Genomic DNA, 18,612 nt, shown 5'->3' with positions numbered 1-18,612 from the left:
AGCGAAAGTCGCCGTGGCCGGAGGCGCGATCTACAACGCCACCGACCCCGCCGCCGCGGCCAAAGAACTCAAACAACGCGCCACCCGATAACACCGGCACGTGAAAGGAAGGGAGTCGGCGTGGAAAGCAAGAGGGCGGATGCCCGGCCCCGCCGGGCACCGGCCGCACACGACACTTATTGCTCCTTGATGCTGCAGGCCGCCGGCGTGCTTCGGTTGCGCTACGCGGAATGCAGCCAGGACACCACTTTGTCCCCCGCCGCGGCGAACCAGCTCGCGGACGTCTTCGAGAGTGTCGCGCACGGGGATTCGGCTTACGACCAGATCGATCCGAAGGAGGCGATCGCGCTGGCGCATCGCCTGCTCGACGACGACCACCCTGAGCTGTCGAGGATGTGGCCCAGGGCCAAGTAATGGGGGGCGCGGTCCACCGGCCACGCAAGGCCGGTGGACCGCGGCGAACTCAAGGATCATTCGCAGCTCAACGAGGAGTACACGATGACCACTGCCGTTGCCACCGAAGCCCCCGCCCGATCCGCCCCGGCGGGCGACCCCGCCCTGATCGGCGTCCCCACCTTCATCGTCGGTGCGACCGCGCTCGGCCTGGTGCTGACCGGCTACGTACCCACCGCCGCGGTCGGCGCCTCGATCGCGATCATCCTGCCCGCGACCGGCGTCGGCCAGCTGGTCGCCGCCGTGTGGGCCGCCGCGCTGGGCGAAAGCGCCGTCGCCGCCGTATTCGGTGTGTTCGCCGGGTTCTGGCTCAGTTACGCGGCGCTGGTGCTCGGCCTGATCCACGGCTGGTTCGGCATCACCCCCGACGCCGCGGTCGCGACGCAGGGCCTGTTCCTGATCGCCTGGCTGGTCACGATCGTCCTGCTGACCCTGACCACACTGCGCCTGCCCGCCGCGTTCACGGTGCTGTTCGTGTTGGTCGACATCGCGCTCGCGCTGGTGCTGTACGGCACGGTGGGCGGCTCCACCGCGGCCACCACCGCGGGCGGATACGCCGTGTTCGCGTTCACCGCGGTCGGGGTGTACCTGTTCGCCGGTGCGGTGTCCGCCGCGACGGGCGGCAAGCCGCTGCCGCTGGGCCGCCCCGTACTGACCTGACCCGGACGCGAAAGCCGTGTTGTTCTCCCTGGCGCCGGCGGTATGGCGCCAGGGAGAACAACACGGAACATCGAGCCGAAGTGGCGGCAGAACCAACGCCTTCGACGCCCCGTGGTTTCCCGCGTCGAGGCCACCTGGCCGAGCCAGAGCATAGGGTCTCGCCATGGCGCGTCTGATTCATCTCAATGGTCTCTCCCGTGTGGGAAAGTCGACTCTCGCCCGCCGCTACGCCGACGAGCATCCGGGAACGCTCGCCCTCGATCTGGATGTGCTCACGGGGTTGATCGGTGGATGGCGGGAGAATTTCTTCGCGGCCTTGGAGATAGCCCGCGGCCACGGCCGGGACATGGCCGCGCGACATCTGCGCGATGGACACGACGTGATCCTCCCGCAACTGGTGACCGTTCACGACCGCGATCCGGATCCGGCCTTCGAAGCGGCAGCACGCGCCTCTGGAGCCACTTACCTCGAAGTGGTCCTCCTCGTCGACGACCACGAACATCTGCGACGCCTGCGCGGCAAGCGTCCGGCCAATTTCGTCGAGGCACGGCTCCAGACGATGCTGGAAGATCCCGATTCCGAACTGATCGACCGGATCCGCGGTCACCTTGCCGAGTACCTGGCTCGGCGTCCACACGCGATCCGGCTCGACACGACCGGCATCACGGAAGACGAGTCGTACGCGCGCTTCCTGCACGCGCTCGACGCGACGCAGGCCGACACCCCGTGACACAGCACAGAGGACTTTGTGGTCTGTGAACCCGCCCGCCTTGGCTCCCGGTCAGCTCCTCAGCTTCGTCACGGTCCACAGTGCGGTTCCCGCACGGCAGACCCGCAGCCCGACGGCCTCCGCCTGGCCACCGCTGTTGTGCAGACAGAGACCGGTCGACACATTGGTGAAGTACTTGTTCGTCGTGGACGACGTCCTCCAGTCGCTGGCATTGACCTCACAGGACCCGGCGAACACCGACGACGACCCGGCGGCAAGGCACAGCCCGGTCGCCTTGTTCTTGAACTTTCCCGGAGCGTAGTTGTTCCACTTCTGATTATTGTTCCTGTCCTGACAAACATGCGTGTACACGCTGCCCGCGGAATTGGAGTCCAGACAACGCTGAACACCTGCGGCGAACCTGATCCAGAAAAGCGACTCGGCCTGCGCGGACGCGGTGGCGACTCCGGGTACCGCGGTGAACACCAATGCCGTCGACGCGGTGGCCGCGGCGATCCTGGCCAGCATTCTCTTACGTGCCATGATGATTCTCCTCGCGATCAGGCCAGACGGCCGTCATTGTTTTCCGACTGAATCGAACATTTCGACGTTCCCAGCGATCACGCAATTCAATCGACGCAGATGTGTTCCGAAATTCTCGATCCCCCGAACCGAAATCGACGTTAGCGCCTGGTCGACCCGATTTCGCGGATCGATCACCGAAAACACTCCAATGGAGGTATGCGTGATCACGCGACACGTCGATTCATCGCCGACGCTCCCACGTTCGGGCCAGCGTGGTCACCCACTCGGACGCCGCGGACCCCGCCGACGTCGGCGAGCAGGATCCACGATGCGGCCGAAAGTGGGAACCGGGCGCCAAAGCAGGAGTTGAGTGTTACATTGCCCAGGCGAAGTGTCACTCGGGGGCGGGGAGGACGTGCCGTGGGTTTCGAGGTCGATGTCGCGGACATCAGCAGCGCGGCGGGCAAGCTCTCCGCGGGAAAGCCTCCGACGCTCGCCCCCGGCGGCGCGCCGAACGTCGGTGCCACCCATCGGGCCGCCGGGTTCGCGGCGGACTACGACGTCTGGCTGCTGACCCGGCAGGAGGATCTGGCGGCCTCACAGCAGCAGGTCACCAGCCTGGTCGAAGCCATCCAGGCCGCCGCGAAGAGCTACGACCGCACAGACTCGGCCGCCCGCGACACTTTCCTTAAGGCACTGGACAAAGGCTTCGAAGGAATCGACCGATGAGCTCCGTCTTCGACAAGATCCGCGGGCTCTGCGATCAGGTGGAAAAGGGCAGTACGACCGAGCTGGACGATCGGGCGCGGGCGTGCCGGGCCACCAAGGAAGCCGTACTGGACGCCAAATCGCTGGTCGAGGCGGTCCGTGTACAGCTGGCCGAAAGCTGGCATGGCGGAGCCGGCGAATCGGCGCTCGCGTCGCTGGCGGATTTCCAGAAGAACCGCGACGACCAGGCCCGGGATCTCGAAGAGTCGGCGAAGTCGTTCGAGGTGGTCCGCGACGCGCTGGCCAAGGCTCAAGGCGACGCCCGCAGCCATCTCGCGGACGCCGAATCCCTGGAGAAGAAGCTGGACGGCGTCTGGGACGACCTCTCGCACGGCAAGGGCAACATCGTCTTCGCCTGGGCACAGGACAAGGCGATCAAGGCACGGGCCCTCATCGTGCTCGCCGACCTGGAACGGATCATCCTCGGCTACGACGCGGTCCTGCTCGCCGAAGGCCTCGAACTGCGGAACAAAACGGGCCAGGTTTGGGAGCTCGCGGGCTCGGGGAAGCGGAACCTCGCCGAGATCGCCGCGATCATGCTGCGTGAGATCCCGGGCTTCGCCGAGCTGGTGAAGAACGACCCGAGACTCAAGGCCGCCCTGCTGACCGGTAATTGGGAACTGCTTCTGCAGAACCGCGAGATCGCTCAGAAGATCTACGACTACCTCGGCTTCAAGTACGTCGCGAACGGCGACTACTACACCACCGGCGAACACTCGGTGCAGAGTTTCCTCGGCTGGCACGACTTGTACGACAAGCTGGAAAAGCTCATCGGCGCGAAGCTGGACAAGACCGGCGACGACGGCGACAACATGGAGTTCACCGACCCGAAGACCGGCAAGCAATACCGGCTGGAGCTGTGGAAGGGCGGCTACGGGTTCGGCGGCGCGTTCGGCGGCGAGGTCGGGTTCTACACCCGCGAACCGGGCTCCTCGGACCCGTCCGGCTACTTCAACGCCGCCCAGGGCGACGACCAGATCAAGGTGACCCAGACGATCTACAACAAGACGACCGACGAGGTCTACTTCACCAACGACGGCCAAGGCGCCGACGGCACCGACAAGAAGCACTTCTGGAACCTGGCGATCCGCACCGACCCGGACGTCGACCCGAGTCAGCTCGCCCAGCGCGCCACGATCGAAGTGCGGGACACCGGCCTGCGCGACCAGCTCTACAACGAGATGACCCGATGGGCCGCCGCGCACCCCAAGCAGCACCTCACCGTCACCAAGACGACCGACGACCCACCGGCCCTGAGCTACACCTGGGAGAAGTGAGCTCCGTTCAGGCCAAGGACTCCCGCTTGAACTCCCACGGCTCATCGTCATCACCGCTTCGCCGCGGGCTCTCGGTTTCGCGCAGCCCGGCGAACACTCCGTCGACGTCGATCAGTCCGGCGACCTCGTCGGCTGCGCGCCGGCCGTGGCGCTCTTCGATGTCTTCGAGCCCCTCGCGCAGGGCGGTGGTCGCGGCGTTCCTGGCCGTGGCCCGCAACGTACGGGCCAGCTGCTCCGGGTCACTCATGAACCCACTCTAAGCGGTGAACGAAGATCCGGGCCCGAAATCGCCGGGAGCGTCTCTAGCCGACCGGGCCGCGGCGTTCGAGGAAAACGGTGTCCTGCCAGGCGCCGTCACGCCGGGCGATACGTTCGCGGATGCCGACGGTGCGGTAGCCGGCACTCTGGTGCAAGGCGATGGAGGCACGGTTGCCGGTGAAGATCGAGGTCTGCAGTGTCCAGAGCCCGGCCGCGTCGGCTTCCGTGACCTGCTTGTGCATCAAGGCCTTACCCACGCCCCGGCCACGGTGGCTTTCCGCGACATACACGGATGTCTCGGCGACCCCCTGATAGCACTCGCGCCCCGAAACCGGAACTGCGGCCGTCCAGCCGACGACCTCGCCGCCGATTTCGGCGACCCACCGATGGCCGGTCAGCCAGTTCGCGTCAAGTGCTTCACGGGCGGGGACCTCGGTTTCGAACGTGGCGATCCCGGTGGCGATTCCTTCACCGTAGATCCGGCGGACCGAGTCCCAGTCGTCTTCGTGCAGCGCGCGGACGACGACGTCCTCCGGCAGGTTTTCCGGGCAGCACGGCCGCGGGGCGAGCAGGCCCATCACGGCGTCGGCGGCATGCGGTAGTCCGCTGCAGCAGGCCTGGTTGATCGTCACGACCGTGGCCGTGCCCTCTTTGCGCAGGTGCAGAAAGCCGACCTCGGCCAGTTTTCGCACGTGGTGGGAGCACGTCGACTGGCTGGTTCCGAGGATCTCCGTGAGCGCGCCGACGGTCAGGCCACGAGGCGAGGTCGCGACCGCGTGCAGAAGTTTGACCCGCATGGGCTCGGCCAGACAGGCGAACCAGCCGGCGTAGGTCGCGGCTTCACGCTCGGGCAGGAGAACGGGCACAACCGTGGTCATACCGCACAGTATCGACCAGAATCGATGGTTGCGTCAATCGATCCCGGTCGATACAGTCCCGACATCGCTTCAATCGAGACAGATCGATGAAAGGTGCATGGGGATGAACGAGCTTCCTGTCGTGGTGATCGGCGCGGGCCCGGTGGGGCTGGCAGCGGCCGCCGAGTTGGTGGAGCGGGGTTTCGAGCCGCTGGTGCTGGAACGCGGCGCGGAGGCGGGCGCGGCGGTGGCCGAGTGGAATCACGTGCGGTTGTTCTCGGCGTGGTCGGAGCTCGTCGCTCCGGCGGCCGGGCGGTTGCTGGAGGACACCGGCTGGGCACGACCCGATGGCGACACGTATCCGACGGGTTCGGACTGGGCCGAGCGGTATCTGCGGCCACTGGCGACGGCGCTCGCCGATCGGGTGCGGTTCGATGCCGAGGTGGTCGGTGTCGCGCGGCGAGGCCGGGATCGTGTCGTGGACAGCGGCCGCGACGAGGAGCCGTTCACCGTGCACGTCCGCGCCGCGGACGGCTCGGAAGAGCGGATCGCGGCGCGGGCCGTCGTCGATGCTTCGGGGACCTGGCCGACGCCGAACCCTCTTGGCGGGGAAGGACTTCCCGCCATCGGCGAACGGGCCGCGGCGGACCGGATCGCCTACCGTGTACCGGATCTGGGCGACCCGGCGGTGCGGGCGCGGTACGCGGGCGGGCATGTGGTGGTCGCGGGGAGCGGGCATTCGGCGCTGACCGCGCTGGTCGCGCTGTCCGGGCTCGCAAAGGACGCGCCGGATACGCGGATCAGCTGGGTACTGCGGCGCGGGTCGGTCGGCAACACCTTCGGCGGCGGTGAAGCTGACCAGCTCCCGGCGCGCGGCGCGCTGGGCCTGCGGGCGCAGGCGGCGGTGAAGTCCGGGCTGATCACCGTCGTGACCGGGTTCCGCACAGAGGCGCTCGAACGCGACGACACCGGGAGGCTCACGCTGATCTCCTCGGCCGGGCAGCGGATCGGACAGGTCGACGAGGTGGTGACACTGACCGGATTCCGGCCCGACCTGACCTGGTTGTCCGAGCTCCGGCTGGAGCTGGACCCGGCACTGCAGGCGCCGGTAGCGCTCGCGCCGCTGATCGATCCGAACGTGCATTCCTGCGGAACCGTCTACCCGCACGGCGCGAAGGAACTCTCCCACCCGGAGAAGAACTTCTTCCTGGCCGGGATGAAGAGCTACGGCAGGGCACCGACGTTCCTCGCCATGACCGGCTACGAGCAGGTCCGCAGCATCGCCGCCGAACTCGCCGGCGACCACGAAGCGGCCGCGCGAGTCGAACTGCACATGGTCGAGACCGGCGTATGCGGTGGCGCCGGACTGTTCGACGAGCCGGACGACGCGGCGGCTGGTGGGTGCTGCGCCACGCCGGAGGCGGAGGTCCTGACGCTGTCCGCACCATCGGCCGCGGCGAACTGACCGGTCACTCCGCCGGGGCTTGCGCGGTCCAGCGTTTCCGCAGCCAGAGACTCACGTACACCAGGGCCACCAGCACCGGGACCTCGATGAGCGGTCCGACCACCCCGGCGAGCGCCTGCCCCGATGTCACGCCGAAAACGCCGATGGCGACGGCGATCGCGAGTTCGAAGTTGTTGCCCGCGGCCGTGAACGCCAGCGTCGTGGTGCGCTCGTAGGACAGCCCGGACGCCTTGCCCAGCAGGTAGCCGCCGATCCACATGATCGCGAAGTAGGCCAGCAGCGGCAAGGCGATCCGGGCGACGTCGAGCGGCCGGGAGGTGATGGTGTCGCCTTGCAGGGCGAACAGGATCACGATGGTGAACAACAGGCCGTACAAGGCGACCGGGCCGATCTTCGGCAGGAATGTGCCCTCGTACCAGTCACGGCCCTTGTTTCGCTCCCCCACGCGGCGGGACAGATAGCCCGCGGCGAGCGGGATCCCGAGGAAGATGACGACGCTGAGCGCGATCTCCCACGGCGAGAAGTCGATGCTGGTGGTGTCGAGACCCAGCCAGCCGGGAAGCAGATCGAGGTAGAACCAGCCGAGCACCCCGAACATGATCACCTGGAAGACCGAGTTCACCGCGACGAGCACCGCCGCGGCCTCGCGATCACCGCAGGCGAGGTCGTTCCAGATGATCACCATCGCGATACACCGGGCGAGACCGACGATGATCAGGCCGGTCCGGTACTCGGGCAGGTCCGGCAGCATCAGCCAGGCGAGCGCGAACATCAGCGCCGGGCCGAGAATCCAGTTCAGCACCAAGGAAAGCACCATCGTGCGCCGGTCCTTGGTCACCGCGCCGAGCCGGTCGTAGCGGACTTTCGCCAGCACCGGGTACATCATCAGCAACAGCCCGAGCGCGATCGGCAGCGACACCTGCCCGATCTTCACCGTGTCCAGCACCCCCTGCAGACCGGGGATCACGCTGCCCCACAAGAGCCCGACCACCATCGCGACGATGATCCAAACAGGCAGGTAACGGTCCAGAAAGGACAGTTTGTGCAGGACGTCGGCCTCGTCGGCGACATGTGTCACGGTGGGGTCTCCTGGCTTCGCGAAGTCGTTCAGGCGTCAAGGATTTCGGCGACCAGGCCACGGACGCGGCGGTCGATCTCGTCCCGGATCGGACGGACGGCGTCCACTCCCTGCCCGGCCGGGTCGTCAAGGGGCCAGTCCAGGTACCGCTTGCCGGGAAAAACCGGGCAGGTGTCCCCACAGCCCATGGTGATCACCACATCGGATGCCTCGACGTCGTCGGTGGACAGTTTGCTCGGCACCTCGGCGGTGATGTCCAAGCCCCACTCCGCGAGCGCCGCGGCCGCGGCCGGGTTCACCATCTCGGCGGGCTCCGAACCCGCGGACCGGACGGCGACCCGGCCGAGCGAGTAGTGCCGCAGCAACGCCGCGGCCATCTGCGAGCGACCGGCGTTGTGCACGCAGACGAACAACACCTCGGGTGTGCGGGTCATCAGCGGAGTCCTCTCGGTGCTCGTCCCGGGCCAGCCTGGATCGAAGTCTGTGAATCCAATTCAAAAGGGTTGCATCGATGTTTGTCAATCCAACGGGTACGCTCGCCGTCGAAGGTCACTCGGACCGAGGAGGGCACGTGGCGACGGAGAACGGGCGCGGCCGGAAGCCGGTGCCCATCACGCTGCTGATGGCCGAGCCCGCGGCGGTCGTCGCCCACGACGAGGCCGAGCGAGCGGCGAAGTTGTTCAAAGCCCTCTCGGATCCGATCCGGATCCGGCTGCTGTCGCTGGTCCGGTATTCACCCGGCGGAGAGGCCTGCTTCTGCGATCTCGCCGAAGAGTTCGACATGCCGCAGCCGTCACTGAGTCATCATCTCCGCGTTCTGGTCGCGGCGGGCATCCTCGATCGGGAGCGACGCGGCACCTGGAGCTGGTACAGAGTCCTTCCCGAGTCACTCCGATCACTGGAGACACTTCTGCGCGCCGGCGGCCCGCTGGCCGATCGGACCGCGCCGCTGCGATCGTCAGGTTCAGAGAGCCGCTGAACCGATGGCGGCCACCACAACACGTTGTGACCGGGAACCACCGCCAGGTTTCCCGTTCCTGGCGGTGGTTTCGCGCCTCACTCCGCTCTCAGCCGCTGGCCGGCTTTTCGCCAGATGGCTCGCGGATCGAGGTCGGCTGTGCGCCAGGTGGTGGCGCGGGTGGTGCCGAGGTCGCGGTACTTCCGCATGATCGCCACGTGGGCAGGCAATCCGACGAAACCGCGTAAGCCTTCGTGGTCGCGCCACACCGAAACCGACCCCAGCCGCCGACGCAGCGGTTCGGCCCACAGCCATTGGCCGACCGCGCCGGGCAACCGGGGCCACAAGCGGCTGAGCACGTAGCCCGCCCGATAAGCGCCCGGCGTGCTCCGGAAGTCGTCGAGCGTCAACGCCGTGACGCTGACCAGCACGTCTCCGGAAAAGTCCGCGGCATGGCCGGGCATCCACCTCCCTCTGATCATGCTCGCTCCTCACTTCGCCTCAGCTTGAGATGACTGCACCGTGCTTATGATACGCACATGCTTACTAACTCGACCCGATCGATGCGGTCGTAGAGCGGGGAGTTGACGTGACATGGCGATCACGACGTGGGTTCAGGCGGCCGGAACCGTCTTACTGGGGCTGGTCGGGCTCTGGTTCGCACACAACTATCGGCGGCAGATCCGGCTCAAACTCGCTGAACGTCAGGTCGATTCGTACGTGCGGCTCTGGGCGCTGACCGCACCCGCAGCCCCTTTCCGCACTACTCCGCTGGAGCCCGCAGAGCTGAAGAAGCTCTACGACGGCGACGGCATCCTCACCTCGGCCGCGGCCCGCGACTTGTTCGTAGGTGTCCACAGCAACCTCATCTGCCCGATCGGCGAGATGAAGCCGGCCGCACTGGCCGCGCAACTCACCGCGTTGTCCCCCGCCGACGCCGAACGCCGCCGCGGTTGCGCGATCGTCCGCCAGGTATCCCTCTTACGAACCCAGCTGAAGAAGGACTTGGCAGGCCACGTGTCAACCCCTGCGTATGCGGCGCCTGTCCAGTGAAGGCTCTACCCGACGCAGGACATCCTGAGTCCTGAGCACACGATTCCCCGTTGACACCCCGGAAACCCAGGTCGCCGTCGGCCGCACTCACTCCACTGACTGCTGCGCGCCGGGAGCGGTCACCCGGCGCGCGAGCAGTGCGTCCAGTGACCACCGGCCCGGCCCGATCGCCAGCAGGAACAGCAGACCGAGCAGCATCGCCCAGTCGGTACGCGCCTCGTGCGCCATATCCCAGAACCCGTGCGCCTTCGGTTTGTCGGCCGAGCCGCCCCACAGGATCGGCACCTTGGTCAACGCCAGCGCCAGCACCATGTCCACCAGTAACGGCAACGTCGCCAACCGGGTCACCAGCCCGGCCAAGAGCAGCGCGCCGCAGGCGGTCTCGGCCACCGCGGCCAGCGGGCCGAAGAACCCCGGTGCGGGAATCCCGATCGTGGCGAACCGTCCCTCCGCCAACTCGGCGGGGAACAAGAACTTCTGGATGCCTTCGGACAGGAAGACCGCGCCGACCGCCAGCCGGATGAGAATCGCGGCCGGTGGCCCGTCTGGCCGTACCACTGCTGCGAACCGGTTCATTCCGTGTTCACCACCTGTGTCGGCTTGTTGCCGTTGTCGGCTGCCAATAGCGTTCCACGATGTCGAGTCCCGGCACAACCGCCGAAGTGGGGCCCCGGTCGGAGTCGCCGGCCGATCCGTCCACTGTGGATTGACACCGGAGGAGACCGGACCGAGCACGCTGTTACTGAGACAGTCCCATGGTGTCGGCCCATTGTGTTACGGCTTGGTGGTAGTCGGGGGCGTTGGGTGCGTAGTTGATCGAATGGCCGTAGCCGGGCAGTACGTAGGTCCGCAGTTGTGCCGCCGCGGAGTAGTACGGCGCCTCGGACTGGAGCAGGCCGGCCGAGGAGGTGCAGTCGGTCGCGAGCGGGCCACAGAGGCCGCCGTCCCCGCTGCCGAGCGCGACCAGCACCGGCACCGTGATCTGCCAGGTGTACGGGAGCACCGCGGCGAGAGCGGCGCCGTCGAGCAGTTCGCCGGGGGCGACGACGTCCTTGGTGGCCTCGTCGTAGGCGGTCATCTCGGTGACGTCGGGGCCGGGTGCGTGGAATGCCGCGTATCGGGTGCCTGGCTGGGTGGTCAGGTAGGTGGGGTCGAGCCCCAGCTGCGACATCACCGGGTCGAGCGCGACGGGGATGAACGAGCCGAAGATGATCAGCGCGCCGGGCGGATTGACGTGGTGTGCCAGTCCGGTGATCAGCACGCCGTCCACGTCGTGGTAAGTGCCTGCTTCGAGCACGGTGATGGCGGAGCCGAGCGAGTGTCCGCCGAGAATCACCTTGTCGAACCGCGAGCCGACGTCGCCGTGCCGGACGGCCTGGATCACCTGGTGTACCACGTCGGCTTCGGTGAACGCCGTCAGCAAGGCGCTGGGCGGCTTGGAGCTGGCCCCGGTGCCGAGCCGGTCTATCGCAAGGGTGGCGTAGCCGGCCTTGTTCATCGCGAGCCGGAACGAATGGGTTTCCGGAGTGGGTGCGGGGTCCCAGTACACGCTGTTGTAGGTGGCGCCGGGGACCAGCACCTGAACGGTTCGCGCACCTCGCGCTGGTTCGCACAGTCTGCCGTGCACGATCTGGGGAAGCAGCCCGGCCAGCTGCACCGGGAACGTCACGTCCCGGCAGGATGCCGCATCGGCCTGGGCCTGCGCGGGCGCCAGCAGTGACCCGGTCAGCAGGACGGCGAACATCGTCGCGCCGGCACGGCGCAGAGGACGGCGCTTCACTCTGCCAGGACGCCAATGCATGAAACGAACCTCCACTGAAATAGTGTGTTTGACGACTAGTGAAAGCGCGGGACGGCTGTCATCGGCAGCCGGCTCGGGTACGCGGTGGTCGTGTACTTCACTCGGACCTGCTTGCCAGGGACGGGAACCAGACGCCATTTCGCGGCGATCGTCGCCACGACGATCGCGATCTCGGTCATGGCGAAGGAATTCCCTATGCATTGGTGGGCACCCGCGCTGAACGGGAGGTAGGCCCCGCGGGGCAGCTCCTTGGCTCGCTTGCTCGCCCAGCGGTCCGGGTCGAAACGACCGGGATGGTCGTGGAACCTCGGATCGAAATGCATGGCGTGCGGGCTGATTATCACCTCGGCGCCCGGTGGCAGGCGCACACCGCCGAGATCGACCTCTGTGGTGACCCGGCGCATGAGGATCCACAGTGGATACATCCGCAGGACCTCGTTGATGACCTGCCGCGTGTAGAGCAGCCGTGGTACGTCCTCGGCGGTGGCCTGCCTGCCGCCGAGCACCTCGTCGATCTCGTTGTGGAGCTTCTGCTCGACCTCGGGGTGCCGGGCGATTTCGTGGAACAGCCAGGACAGTGCCAGCGCGCTGGTCTCGATCCCCGCGGTGAGGAGCGTGATGACCTCGTCGCGCACCTGCTCGCCGGTCATCCCCTCGCCCGTGTCGGCGTCCCTGGCCAGCAGTAGCATGGACAACAGGTCGGCCCGCTCGGCACGCCAGTCGTCGATGAGCTTTTCCACGATCGTGCGCATGCGGTCGACGGCCGCGTCGAACCGCCGGTTGGCCGGAATGGGAAGCCTCTCCACGAACGCGGGCGAGAGCACGCGGATCATGCCGTACTTGAGGATGACCGGGATCGACCTGCGGGCCTCCTCGATCGCGGCCTTGCCCAGTCCGGTGGAGAACAGCGCCTCGCCGACAATGGCGACCGCGAGTGCCTGCATGTCATGGTCCACCCTGCGCACGTCGCCAGGCCTCCATGGGCTGACCAGTTCGGCGGCCGCTCTCGTCATGATCTCGGCGTATCCCGCGATCGCGGCGTGGTGGAAAGCGGGTTGCATCAATCGGCGCTGCCGCAGGTGAAGTACACCGTCGGAGAGAGCGAGTCCGTTGCCGACGAACGGGCGAAACTTCTCGAACATCGCGCCCTTACGGAAATTGTTCCCGTCGGTGACCAGCACCTGGTGCGTCAGTTCCGGACTGGTCACGAAATACGTTTCCATCGGGCCGAGATAGACCCGCACCACATCTCCGTGAGCGTACAACGACGACGTGAATCCGAAGCGACGACGCAGCATCGCCGGAGTGTGTCCGATCAGTGGCCATCGACCGGGTGCAACCGGTGCCGGCATCCGCACTCCATCGTCGACGCGGAAGGGAAGAGAACACGTTAGCGCCATTCGGCGGAAGTCCACAGCACGCGATCGGGTGACTACGCAGTCGTGAAGCGATCACCGTCCCGGGATGAGTAAGCTCAGCCGCTCTCCGAGGAAAAGCGATGAGGGGTGTTGACACTGACGCGACTGCCGGACTGGGTCCCACCGGGCACCGACGAAACGGTGCCCAGTGCCGCCCGGATCTACGACTACATGCTGGGCGGCGGCCACAACTTCGCCGTCGACCGCGAGGCCGCCACGCGGGCCGAGCAATTCGTGCCCTACGCCCGGGGTGTGGCGAGACTCAACCGCGCGTTCCTTCGACGGGCTGTCCGGTTCATGATCGACCAGGGCGTCCGCCAGTTCCTCGACATCGGTTCGGGTGTGCCGACCGTCGGCAACGTGCACGAAATCGCGCAGGACGCCGACCCGGAATGCCGGGTGGTGTATGTGGACCACGACCCCGTCGCGGTCGCGCACAGCCGACTGATTCTCACCGGCAACGACCGCGCCACCGTGCTCAAGGCCGACGCCCGTGACCCCTCACGGATCCTCGGCGATCCTCAGCTGCGTCGGCAGCTGAATCTCGAAGAGCCGATCGGCATGCTGTTCCTGTGCATGCTGCACTGGATCCCGGACGAGTCCGACCCGCGTGGCCTCATGCGCCACTACATCGACGCGATGGCTTCCGAAAGCTACCTGGCGCTCACACATATCACCGAGGACTACCTGCGCTACCAGGTTCAGGAAGCACTCAAGATCGCGACAAAGGGCGGCGACCAGGTCACGCCACGCCCCTACGACGAGGTGCTCACCATGTTCGGCGACCTCGAACTGCTCGAACCCGGCCTGGTCGGGTGCGGCACCTGGCGCCCCGCCGGGCCCGGCGACATCGCCGAAGACCCGACACTGAACCAGGTCCTCTACGCCGGAGTGGCACGCAAACCCTGAAGCGGACACCTAAGCGACTGTCCACTCAGGACATTGGGACTCACCGGCCTCGAACCTGACCGGCCCGTCCACCGCCGATGAGGGATCCGATGTCGGTCACCGGTCCCTCGTCGCCGGTGAACAGCGGGCCCATTCCCAGCTCGACGCCCGCTCGCTGCCACCACCGTGCCTGAGCGCTGGTTTCGAGATCGCCTGCGAGCACAGTGATCCCCGTCTGACGAACCAGCGCGATCATGTTCCTCGCCCCGGCGAGGGCGATCGAGTTCTCATCGGCGGCTTGCCACACAAGTCGAGAGTCGAGGCGTACGGCGTGTACCGGGAGGTCCTCAAGCAACGCCAGCTCGCCCGGCGTCACGCCGAAGTCGAGCAGTACCACTCCGATCCCCAGGTCGGCGAGCACGCGCGCGTTGTCGGCGAGCTCGTGCCCGGCTACGAGCAATGCCGCGGCCGGCAGGCCGAGCCACAACCGGTCGGGGTTCGGCGCTTCGTTGTCGAGAACTCCCCGGATCGTCCCGGTCAACCGAGGATCGGCCAGCTGGTTCGGTGTCAGTGGTACCAGCAGCGGTATGTCCGCGCCGCCGCCCGCGGCCCTGTCCGTCCAGCCACGTTTGACCACCCACGCGCCGAGCGCGCCGATCAGCGCGGTGCGCTCGGCGAGGTCGAGGTACCGTTCCGTTGGCAGCAGTCCCAGCTCCGGATGTTCCCACCTCAGCCGTGCCTCGGCCCCGACGATCTCGCCGTCGGTCAGACGTACCAGCGGCTCGTAGCCGACGCCCAGCTCGCCGTTCTCCCAGGCCCCGGGCATGGTGGCCACCAGGCCGATGGTCTCCCTGGCTCGGATGTCCCATACCGGGTCGTACCGTTCCCACCGGCCAGGCCCCTTGCTCTTGGCCCGCCGCATCGCCAAGTCCGCCGAACGCGACAACTCGGCTGGTTCGACACCGCGGGTAAGGTCTTCGACCACGCCGAAACACGCCGTCACCGCCACGCCCTTCTCGTCGATGTAGACAGGCTCCGACAGCGTCTCGTTGATCCGCTCGATCATCGTGGGGATGTCCGGCGTGCTCGCCGAGTTCTCGATCAGAATGCCGAACTTGTCGCTCTCGAACCGCGCGACCATCGCGTTCTCGCCCGCCACCACGGATCTGAGCCGGTCCGCGGCGATCCGCAGCAGTCTGTCTCCCGCACTCCTGCCGAGACCATCGGTGACCAACGAGAACCCGTCGAGATCCACGTGGTACAGCGTCGCCGGATTCGGCTGGTGCAGCACATGCTCAAGGTGCGAGCTGAAGAACTGCCGGTTCGGCAGACCGGTGAGCATGTCATGCAACAGCTGGTGTCGCAGCTGGTTCTGCAGGAGCTTCAGCTCCGCGTCGTCGGCCACGATCGTGACGTAGCCCTGCGAACCGCGCAGAAGCGAAGCGGTCAGCGTGGCCTGAAACAGTTCGCCGTCCTTGGTGACGAAGCGCGGGCGCGATCGCAGCCGGTCGATCTTGCCGTCCCGGAGATCACGGTAGCCGTCCCGCAGGAGCGGCCGATCCGTCTCGTGTACGAACTCGAACAGGTCGCCGCCCGCGACCTCGCTCGACACCCGGTCCAGTATCCGGTGCAGGGCGGGATTCGTGCGGACGAGTTGCCCATCGGGCCCGGTGACCGCGATCCCATTCGGCGAACCGAGGAAGATCTCGTCCAGCTGGGCCTCACTGGCCCGCCACTCACGCTGTGACTCCTGGACCGCGTTGAGCAACGCCTGGTCACTCGTGTCCCGCTGCTCGTCGGCCGCGGAACGGATCGCCTCCACGTAACCGGACGCCAGCGCACCGAGCAACCTGGCGACGCGCTCCGGTAACCGGTCGGCGGAGCGTGAATCCGTCGGCGCCAGTAACGCGGCGGCGAGCACGTCCACCGTGCACTGCAGGCTCGTCTTGCCGACACAGTGCAGCCGAACGAGTTCGGCGCCGACCTCCGCCGCGCTCTCGATGGCGGGCTGGTCCCCCGCCAGCGCATCGAGCAGCCGATCGAGCAGGCCAAGCAACTCTCGTTCGATCTGGTCGTGCGACAAGGGGAGGTAAGTGGTGCCGCTGACGAGATAGGCCCATTTTCGCGCGACCTTGACGCGTTCCCGCCGCGAAGCGAGAGGCTGCGTTCCGGCAGGCCGCTCCTGCCCGCCGGAAGGTAATGGCCTGGTCATGACGTTCGACCCCTTGATCTCCGTATCCTCGACCGGCCGCTCGCGCCGATTCGGCTTTTCGTCCGAGGCCGACAAGAGTACGGCAGACCCACTACGGGGTGATGCCCTAGCAGATCTTCCCGACGACGCCACCGTGGACATGCGAATCGATTTCGGGATTTCCCGAAATATCGCCGGTTCCGCCCGGGCCGCCACAGTTCGATCAGCATGAAACCCTCGAACGATATCTCGGCCTCATCGTAGCTGCCCGCGGCGGCTGCCCCTGGCGATGGCCCGGATGCCGCGCATGATCTTCTCGGCCTGCTCCGCGGCGTCCTGATCGACTCGGAAATTGTGCGCGCCCCAGTGGATAGTCGCGTTCTTTGTGGCGTCGTCACCGCATGGATCGTTCGCCTTGAGGCGAAAAGCCTACTCACTACCGCCGAGTTCGCGGTTGGTCCATCGGTGTGATGGCGCATCAACCGATGGAGTACTGTCGCCATGCGCCAAAGGGCACCTAAGATGGCGCATCAGGCCTCGGCTCGCTGGAGAATTTCCCACACGGGCCCGAAGTTGGTGAATCGCGTCAGCGCCCAGAATCGCGTTTCCCGAAAGACTTTTCAATGACGTCGAAAGCCGCTGACAATTGCTAGCGTGCGGTGAGTTGCTTGCCGATGCGGATCACTTCTGTGACCAGGATTTCGATGTCGGCTTTGGTGGTGCGGTGACCACATACCGAAGCGCGGAGCGTCAGCACGCCGTGCACTCGCACGGTGGCGAGGAACGCCTTGCCACCGTCCTGTAGCTCGCTTGCGATCCGGGCGGTGAGACCGTCGATGTCACCGTCGAAATCTCTTGGCGAGTAACGGAAGCAGGTTATCGCCCACGGTCCTTCGGTGATCAGCTCGAGATCCGGTCGCTCACGGACCAGCTCGCGCAGCAGCCGGGCGTGGCTCAGGTAATGCTCGATCAGGTCACGTACGCCCTCGCGGCCGAGCTGCTGCAGGACAGCCCACACGCTCAGAGCCCGGCCACCGGGCCGGGTGAGTTCCAGGGTCGATTCCGACAACCACGGCCATTCGTCGTTGCCGTCCAGATAGGACGCCTGGGTGGAGAACGCGGCACGCAGCCGGTTCGGGTCGGTGACCAGTGCCGCGCCGCACGCGATGGGTACGTTGAGCACCTTGTGCGGATCCACGGTCAGCGAGTCGAGCTCGGAAACTCCTTCGTAGTAGGGGGCCAGGTCAGGATGCGCGTTGCCCAGACCGCCATAGGCACCGTCGCCGTGGTGCCACATGCCGTGTTCCGCGCAGATCCGGGAGATCTCCGACACCTGGTCGATCGCGCCGGTGCCGACCGTGCCGAGGTTGGACACCACGCAGAACGGCAGCCGTCCGGCGGCGAGATCCGCTTCGATGAGTGTCCGCAGCGCGCTGAGGTCCATCCGCAGATCCGCGGTGACCGGGACGTGGCGAATACGTGACAGTGGCAGGCCCATGGTGCGCGCCGCTTTGGTGACGCTCATGTGGGTCTCGGTGGATTGGTAGCACACCAAGCGCGCGTGGACCTCGTCATGGGCCACGCCATCGGTGGCGTCGCGGGAGTTCAGGAACCAGGTGCGGGCGGCGGCCAGGCAGAGCAGGTTGGCCATCGATCCGCCGCTGGTGAGCACGCCGCCGGTGCGTGGGGACAGGCCTGCCAGGTCCGCCAGTGCGCGCACCGCCCCGCGTTCCATGTCCACCAGTGCGTTCTCGCCGTAGCCGCAGCTGGCGTTCAGCGTGGTGCCGATGAGGTGGGCGAGGATGCCGATCGGCGCGGGCGGGGTCGTGATCCACGCGAAGAACGCCGGATGCCCGTTGCCCCCTGGATAGGCGGCGACGTCGGTGTCGATGAAGTCGAGGAACCCAGACAACGGCTGTCCGTTGTCGCGCAGCGGAGAGGCCGAGAGATACCGGCGGTGCTGTTGCGGTAACGGGCGGGTGACCGGCGACGCGGGCACCGCATCGAGGTAGTCGGCGACCCAGTTCGCCGCGCGGATGAGTTCCCGCCGAAAGTCGTCCGGTTCTATCGCCAGGGGACCTTCGACCGAATGTTGCGTTCTGTGCACAAGTATCACCTTAGCGTCACCGGTGATCGAGAGCCGAGGAGGCCTTATTCGGCAATGAACGCCCGCTGATGCACCAGGTGCCCCCCGTTCGGTGGGGCTTCGGCGGAGTCTGTGCTCCATCCGCGTGGTTGTGCTCGTCTGGGACC

Annotated in this window: 21 protein-coding genes; 10 read left to right on the top strand and 11 right to left on the bottom strand. The window is 66.8% G+C overall.

Annotated elements, in window-relative coordinates; genetic code table 11:
• Positions 1 to 120: 120 nt before the first annotated feature.
• The 3 genes from ACIBTM_RS32590 (at position 121) to ACIBTM_RS32580 (ending at position 1,843) form a co-directional block, all read left to right on the top strand.
• Complete coding sequence (locus ACIBTM_RS32590) at positions 121 to 414, top strand: hypothetical protein (RefSeq protein ID WP_395880986.1); 294 nt, start codon at positions 121 to 123, stop codon at positions 412 to 414.
• A gap of 84 nt (positions 415 to 498) precedes the next feature.
• Positions 499 to 1,113, top strand: coding sequence for a GPR1/FUN34/YaaH family transporter (locus ACIBTM_RS32585; RefSeq protein WP_395880985.1), 615 nt, complete (start codon positions 499 to 501; stop codon positions 1,111 to 1,113).
• Positions 1,114 to 1,276: 163 nt separating this feature from the next.
• The gene (locus ACIBTM_RS32580; protein ID WP_395880984.1) at positions 1,277 to 1,843 is read left to right on the top strand and encodes an AAA family ATPase; all 567 of its coding nucleotides are present in this window, start codon (positions 1,277 to 1,279) and stop codon (positions 1,841 to 1,843) included.
• Positions 1,844 to 1,894: 51 nt separating this feature from the next.
• Here ACIBTM_RS32580 and ACIBTM_RS32575 read toward each other — a convergent pair whose 3' ends face one another.
• On the bottom strand, positions 1,895 to 2,365 hold the full coding sequence (locus tag ACIBTM_RS32575) for an RICIN domain-containing protein (RefSeq protein WP_395880983.1): 471 nt from the start codon (positions 2,363 to 2,365) through the stop codon (positions 1,895 to 1,897).
• Positions 2,366 to 2,767: 402 nt separating this feature from the next.
• On the opposite strand from ACIBTM_RS32575, the gene ACIBTM_RS32570 reads away from it, so the two are divergent.
• Positions 2,768 to 3,076 (top strand): hypothetical protein, encoded by a 309-nt coding sequence (locus ACIBTM_RS32570; RefSeq protein WP_395880982.1) that lies wholly within the window; start codon positions 2,768 to 2,770, stop codon positions 3,074 to 3,076.
• Positions 3,073 to 4,392, top strand: a complete 1,320-nt coding sequence (locus ACIBTM_RS32565; RefSeq protein WP_395880981.1) for a DUF4474 domain-containing protein — start codon at positions 3,073 to 3,075, stop codon at positions 4,390 to 4,392. The genes ACIBTM_RS32570 and ACIBTM_RS32565 overlap by 4 nt, the downstream gene beginning before the upstream one ends.
• A gap of 7 nt (positions 4,393 to 4,399) precedes the next feature.
• Here ACIBTM_RS32565 and ACIBTM_RS32560 read toward each other — a convergent pair whose 3' ends face one another.
• Positions 4,400 to 4,639 (bottom strand): hypothetical protein, encoded by a 240-nt coding sequence (locus tag ACIBTM_RS32560; RefSeq protein WP_395880980.1) that lies wholly within the window; start codon positions 4,637 to 4,639, stop codon positions 4,400 to 4,402.
• Positions 4,640 to 4,694: 55 nt separating this feature from the next.
• Complete coding sequence (locus ACIBTM_RS32555) at positions 4,695 to 5,528, bottom strand: helix-turn-helix domain-containing GNAT family N-acetyltransferase (protein ID WP_395880979.1); 834 nt, start codon at positions 5,526 to 5,528, stop codon at positions 4,695 to 4,697.
• A gap of 103 nt (positions 5,529 to 5,631) precedes the next feature.
• Here ACIBTM_RS32555 and ACIBTM_RS32550 point away from each other — a divergent pair, with 103 nt between their 5' ends.
• On the top strand, positions 5,632 to 6,972 hold the full coding sequence (locus ACIBTM_RS32550; RefSeq protein ID WP_395880978.1) for an NAD(P)-binding domain-containing protein: 1,341 nt from the start codon (positions 5,632 to 5,634) through the stop codon (positions 6,970 to 6,972).
• Between the two features lie 4 nt (positions 6,973 to 6,976).
• On the opposite strand, the gene arsB is transcribed toward ACIBTM_RS32550, so the two are convergent.
• Positions 6,977 to 8,050 (bottom strand): ACR3 family arsenite efflux transporter, encoded by a 1,074-nt coding sequence (arsB, locus tag ACIBTM_RS32545; RefSeq protein ID WP_395880977.1) that lies wholly within the window; start codon positions 8,048 to 8,050, stop codon positions 6,977 to 6,979.
• A 29-nt stretch (positions 8,051 to 8,079) separates the two neighbouring features.
• Positions 8,080 to 8,484 carry an arsenate reductase ArsC gene (locus tag ACIBTM_RS32540; RefSeq protein WP_395880976.1) on the bottom strand — a complete coding sequence of 135 codons (405 nt, stop codon included), beginning with the start codon at positions 8,482 to 8,484 and terminating at the stop codon, positions 8,080 to 8,082.
• Positions 8,485 to 8,621: 137 nt separating this feature from the next.
• On the opposite strand from ACIBTM_RS32540, the gene ACIBTM_RS32535 reads away from it, so the two are divergent.
• The gene (locus ACIBTM_RS32535) at positions 8,622 to 9,029 is read left to right on the top strand and encodes an ArsR/SmtB family transcription factor (protein WP_395880975.1); all 408 of its coding nucleotides are present in this window, start codon (positions 8,622 to 8,624) and stop codon (positions 9,027 to 9,029) included.
• A 77-nt stretch (positions 9,030 to 9,106) separates the two neighbouring features.
• Here ACIBTM_RS32535 and ACIBTM_RS32530 read toward each other — a convergent pair whose 3' ends face one another.
• Complete coding sequence (locus ACIBTM_RS32530) at positions 9,107 to 9,490, bottom strand: hypothetical protein (protein WP_395880974.1); 384 nt, start codon at positions 9,488 to 9,490, stop codon at positions 9,107 to 9,109.
• A 112-nt stretch (positions 9,491 to 9,602) separates the two neighbouring features.
• On the opposite strand from ACIBTM_RS32530, the gene ACIBTM_RS32525 reads away from it, so the two are divergent.
• The gene (locus ACIBTM_RS32525; protein ID WP_395880973.1) at positions 9,603 to 10,061 is read left to right on the top strand and encodes a hypothetical protein; all 459 of its coding nucleotides are present in this window, start codon (positions 9,603 to 9,605) and stop codon (positions 10,059 to 10,061) included.
• Positions 10,062 to 10,148: 87 nt separating this feature from the next.
• Here ACIBTM_RS32525 and ACIBTM_RS32520 read toward each other — a convergent pair whose 3' ends face one another.
• The 3 genes from ACIBTM_RS32520 to ACIBTM_RS32510 form a co-directional block, all read right to left on the bottom strand.
• Positions 10,149 to 10,637 carry a DoxX family protein gene (locus tag ACIBTM_RS32520; RefSeq protein WP_395880972.1) on the bottom strand — a complete coding sequence of 163 codons (489 nt, stop codon included), beginning with the start codon at positions 10,635 to 10,637 and terminating at the stop codon, positions 10,149 to 10,151.
• A 163-nt stretch (positions 10,638 to 10,800) separates the two neighbouring features.
• Positions 10,801 to 11,805 (bottom strand): alpha/beta hydrolase, encoded by a 1,005-nt coding sequence (locus ACIBTM_RS32515; RefSeq protein WP_395881000.1) that lies wholly within the window; start codon positions 11,803 to 11,805, stop codon positions 10,801 to 10,803.
• Positions 11,806 to 11,897: 92 nt separating this feature from the next.
• Positions 11,898 to 13,214 carry a cytochrome P450 gene (locus tag ACIBTM_RS32510; RefSeq protein WP_395880971.1) on the bottom strand — a complete coding sequence of 439 codons (1,317 nt, stop codon included), beginning with the start codon at positions 13,212 to 13,214 and terminating at the stop codon, positions 11,898 to 11,900.
• A 153-nt stretch (positions 13,215 to 13,367) separates the two neighbouring features.
• Here ACIBTM_RS32510 and ACIBTM_RS32505 point away from each other — a divergent pair, with 153 nt between their 5' ends.
• Entirely contained in the window at positions 13,368 to 14,189 is an 822-nt protein-coding gene (locus tag ACIBTM_RS32505; RefSeq protein WP_395880970.1) for an SAM-dependent methyltransferase, read from the top strand.
• A gap of 40 nt (positions 14,190 to 14,229) precedes the next feature.
• Here the strand turns inward: ACIBTM_RS32505 and ACIBTM_RS32500 are convergent, their stop codons facing one another.
• The gene (locus ACIBTM_RS32500) at positions 14,230 to 16,380 is read right to left on the bottom strand and encodes a putative bifunctional diguanylate cyclase/phosphodiesterase (protein ID WP_395880969.1); all 2,151 of its coding nucleotides are present in this window, start codon (positions 16,378 to 16,380) and stop codon (positions 14,230 to 14,232) included.
• Here ACIBTM_RS32500 and ACIBTM_RS32495 point away from each other — a divergent pair.
• Positions 16,379 to 16,591 (top strand): hypothetical protein, encoded by a 213-nt coding sequence (locus tag ACIBTM_RS32495; protein ID WP_395880968.1) that lies wholly within the window; start codon positions 16,379 to 16,381, stop codon positions 16,589 to 16,591. The genes ACIBTM_RS32500 and ACIBTM_RS32495 overlap by 2 nt on opposite strands.
• A 417-nt stretch (positions 16,592 to 17,008) precedes the next feature.
• Here the strand turns inward: ACIBTM_RS32495 and ACIBTM_RS32490 are convergent, their stop codons facing one another.
• On the bottom strand, positions 17,009 to 18,466 hold the full coding sequence (locus ACIBTM_RS32490; protein WP_395880967.1) for a pyridoxal phosphate-dependent decarboxylase family protein: 1,458 nt from the start codon (positions 18,464 to 18,466) through the stop codon (positions 17,009 to 17,011).
• Positions 18,467 to 18,612: the final 146 nt, after the last annotated feature.

The sequence above is a fragment of the Amycolatopsis sp. NPDC049868 genome (genome assembly GCF_044461365.1).
In the GTDB taxonomy this organism is placed as follows: Bacteria; Actinomycetota; Actinomycetes; order Mycobacteriales; family Pseudonocardiaceae; genus Amycolatopsis.
Note: the sequence above shows the minus strand (reverse complement) of the source record. Positions and strands in the feature narration are given on the sequence as shown.

Bases quoted from the DNA above. Each gene is read 5' to 3' on its own strand.
- ACIBTM_RS32585 (WP_395880985.1), top strand. From the start codon at position 499: ATGACCACTGCCGTTGCCACCGAAGCCCCCGCCCGATCCGCCCCGGCG.
- ACIBTM_RS32580 (WP_395880984.1), top strand. From the start codon at position 1,277: ATGGCGCGTCTGATTCATCTCAATGGTCTCTCCCGTGTGGGAAAGTCG.
- ACIBTM_RS32575 (WP_395880983.1), bottom strand. From the start codon at position 2,365: ATGGCACGTAAGAGAATGCTGGCCAGGATCGCCGCGGCCACCGCGTCG.
- ACIBTM_RS32565 (WP_395880981.1), top strand. From the start codon at position 3,073: ATGAGCTCCGTCTTCGACAAGATCCGCGGGCTCTGCGATCAGGTGGAA.
- ACIBTM_RS32560 (WP_395880980.1), bottom strand. From the start codon at position 4,639: ATGAGTGACCCGGAGCAGCTGGCCCGTACGTTGCGGGCCACGGCCAGG.
- ACIBTM_RS32555 (WP_395880979.1), bottom strand. From the start codon at position 5,528: ATGACCACGGTTGTGCCCGTTCTCCTGCCCGAGCGTGAAGCCGCGACC.
- ACIBTM_RS32550 (WP_395880978.1), top strand. From the start codon at position 5,632: ATGAACGAGCTTCCTGTCGTGGTGATCGGCGCGGGCCCGGTGGGGCTG.
- ACIBTM_RS32540 (WP_395880976.1), bottom strand. From the start codon at position 8,484: ATGACCCGCACACCCGAGGTGTTGTTCGTCTGCGTGCACAACGCCGGT.
- ACIBTM_RS32530 (WP_395880974.1), bottom strand. From the start codon at position 9,490: ATGATCAGAGGGAGGTGGATGCCCGGCCATGCCGCGGACTTTTCCGGA.
- ACIBTM_RS32525 (WP_395880973.1), top strand. From the start codon at position 9,603: ATGGCGATCACGACGTGGGTTCAGGCGGCCGGAACCGTCTTACTGGGG.
- ACIBTM_RS32520 (WP_395880972.1), bottom strand. From the start codon at position 10,637: ATGAACCGGTTCGCAGCAGTGGTACGGCCAGACGGGCCACCGGCCGCG.
- ACIBTM_RS32515 (WP_395881000.1), bottom strand. From the start codon at position 11,805: ATGTTCGCCGTCCTGCTGACCGGGTCACTGCTGGCGCCCGCGCAGGCC.
- ACIBTM_RS32510 (WP_395880971.1), bottom strand. From the start codon at position 13,214: ATGCCGGCACCGGTTGCACCCGGTCGATGGCCACTGATCGGACACACT.
- ACIBTM_RS32495 (WP_395880968.1), top strand. From the start codon at position 16,379: ATGACGTTCGACCCCTTGATCTCCGTATCCTCGACCGGCCGCTCGCGC.
- ACIBTM_RS32500 (WP_395880969.1), bottom strand. From the start codon at position 16,380: ATGACCAGGCCATTACCTTCCGGCGGGCAGGAGCGGCCTGCCGGAACG.